Consider the following 3,075-nt stretch of genomic DNA (forward strand, 5'->3'; position numbering starts at 1 on the left):
CAGATTGCTTGGGTGTTATATGGTCAAGCCTCACGGGCAATTAGTATTGGTTAGCTCAACGCCTCACAGCGCTTACACACCCAACCTATCAACGTCGTAGTCTTCGACGGCCCTTCAGGGAACTCAAGGTTCCAGTGAGATCTCATCTTGAGGCAAGTTTCCCGCTTAGATGCTTTCAGCGGTTATCTTTCCCGAACATAGCTACCCGGCAATGCCACTGGCGTGACAACCGGAACACCAGAGGTTCGTCCACTCCGGTCCTCTCGTACTAGGAGCAGCCCCTCTCAAATCTCAAACGTCCACGGCAGATAGGGACCGAACTGTCTCACGACGTTCTAAACCCAGCTCGCGTACCACTTTAAATGGCGAACAGCCATACCCTTGGGACCGGCTTCAGCCCCAGGATGTGATGAGCCGACATCGAGGTGCCAAACACCGCCGTCGATATGAACTCTTGGGCGGTATCAGCCTGTTATCCCCGGAGTACCTTTTATCCGTTGAGCGATGGCCCTTCCATACAGAACCACCGGATCACTAAGACCTACTTTCGTACCTGCTCGACGTGTCTGTCTCGCAGTCAAGCGCGCTTTTGCCTTTATACTCTACGACCGATTTCCGACCGGTCTGAGCGCACCTTCGTACTCCTCCGTTACTCTTTAGGAGGAGACCGCCCCAGTCAAACTACCCACCATACACTGTCCTCGATCCGGATAACGGACCTGAGTTAGAACCTCAAAGTTGCCAGGGTGGTATTTCAAGGATGGCTCCACGCGAACTGGCGTCCACGCTTCAAAGCCTCCCACCTATCCTACACAAGCAAATTCAAAGTCCAGTGCAAAGCTATAGTAAAGGTTCACGGGGTCTTTCCGTCTAGCCGCGGATACACTGCATCTTCACAGCGATTTCAATTTCACTGAGTCTCGGGTGGAGACAGCGCCGCCATCGTTACGCCATTCGTGCAGGTCGGAACTTACCCGACAAGGAATTTCGCTACCTTAGGACCGTTATAGTTACGGCCGCCGTTTACCGGGGCTTCGATCAAGAGCTTCGCGTTAGCTAACCCCATCAATTAACCTTCCGGCACCGGGCAGGCGTCACACCCTATACGTCCACTTTCGTGTTTGCAGAGTGCTGTGTTTTTAATAAACAGTCGCAGCGGCCTGGTATCTTCGACCGGCATGAGCTTACGGAGCAAGTCCTTCACCCTCACCGGCGCACCTTCTCCCGAAGTTACGGTGCCATTTTGCCTAGTTCCTTCACCCGAGTTCTCTCAAGCGCCTTGGTATTCTCTACCCAACCACCTGTGTCGGTTTGGGGTACGGTTCCTGGTTATCTGAAGCTTAGAAGCTTTTCTTGGAAGCATGGCATCAACCACTTCGTCACCTAAAAGGTAACTCGTCATCAGCTCTCGGCCTTAAGATCCCGGATTTACCTAAGATCTCAGCCTACCACCTTAAACTTGGACAACCAACGCCAAGCTGGCCTAGCCTTCTCCGTCCCTCCATCGCAATAACCAGAAGTACAGGAATATTAACCTGTTTTCCATCGACTACGCTTTTCAGCCTCGCCTTAGGGACCGACTAACCCTGCGTCGATTAACGTTGCGCAGGAAACCTTGGTCTTTCGGCGTGGGTGTTTTTCACACCCATTGTCGTTACTCATGTCAGCATTCGCACTTCTGATACCTCCAGCAAGCTTCTCAACTCACCTTCACAGGCTTACAGAACGCTCCTCTACCGCATCACTTGCGTGATACCCGTAGCTTCGGTGTATGGTTTGAGCCCCGTTACATCTTCCGCGCAGGCCGACTCGACTAGTGAGCTATTACGCTTTCTTTAAAGGGTGGCTGCTTCTAAGCCAACCTCCTAGCTGTCTAAGCCTTCCCACATCGTTTCCCACTTAACCATAACTTTGGGACCTTAGCTGACGGTCTGGGTTGTTTCCCTTTTCACGACGGACGTTAGCACCCGCCGTGTGTCTCCCATGCTCGGCACTTGTAGGTATTCGGAGTTTGCATCGGTTTGGTAAGTCGGGATGACCCCCTAGCCGAAACAGTGCTCTACCCCCTACAGTGATACATGAGGCGCTACCTAAATAGCTTTCGAGGAGAACCAGCTATCTCCGAGCTTGATTAGCCTTTCACTCCGATCCACAGGTCATCCGCTAACTTTTCAACGGTAGTCGGTTCGGTCCTCCAGTCAGTGTTACCTAACCTTCAACCTGCCCATGGATAGATCGCCCGGTTTCGGGTCTATTCCCAGCGACTAGACGCCCTATTAAGACTCGCTTTCGCTACGCCTCCCCTATTCGGTTAAGCTCGCCACTGAAAATAAGTCGCTGACCCATTATACAAAAGGTACGCAGTCACCCAACAAAGTGGGCTCCCACTGCTTGTACGCATACGGTTTCAGGATCTATTTCACTCCCCTCTCCGGGGTTCTTTTCGCCTTTCCCTCACGGTACTAGTTCACTATCGGTCAGTCAGTAGTATTTAGCCTTGGAGGATGGTCCCCCCATATTCAGACAAAGTTTCTCGTGCTCCGTCCTACTCGATTTCATGACTAAGAGATTTTCGCGTACAGGGCTATCACCCACTATGGCCGCACTTTCCAGAGCGTTCCGCTAATCTCAAAGCCACTTAAGGGCTAGTCCCCGTTCGCTCGCCACTACTAAGGGAATCTCGGTTGATTTCTTTTCCTCAGGGTACTTAGATGTTTCAGTTCCCCTGGTTCGCCTCTTGCACCTATGTATTCAGTACAAGATAACCATCTTATGATGGCTGGGTTCCCCCATTCAGACATCTCCGGATCAAAGTCTGTTTGCCGACTCCCCGAAGCTTTTCGCAGGCTACCACGTCTTTCATCGCCTCTGACTGCCAAGGCATCCACCGTATGCGCTTCTTCACTTGACCATATAACCCCAAGCAATCTGGTTATACTGTGAAGACGACATTCGCCGAAAATTCGCAAAACTCTTAAGAGTCACTCACAAATTTTACCTTAGCCTGATCCGTTACCAGTGAAAGTAACGTTCAGTCTATCTTTCTATCACATACCCAAATTTTTAAAGAACGAT

At 51.2% G+C, this 3,075-nt stretch carries 1 rRNA gene; it reads right to left on the reverse strand.

Annotation, left to right across the window (positions count from 1 at the left end):
• Window positions 1–19: 19 nt before the first annotated feature.
• Window positions 20–2,911: ribosomal RNA gene (locus J1G18_RS27780) — 23S ribosomal RNA — on the reverse strand.
• Between the last annotated feature and the right edge of the window lie 164 nt (window positions 2,912–3,075).

The organism is Pseudomonas sp. MIS38 (assembly GCF_019891575.1).
GTDB lineage: Bacteria > Pseudomonadota > Gammaproteobacteria > Pseudomonadales > Pseudomonadaceae > Aquipseudomonas > Aquipseudomonas putida_A.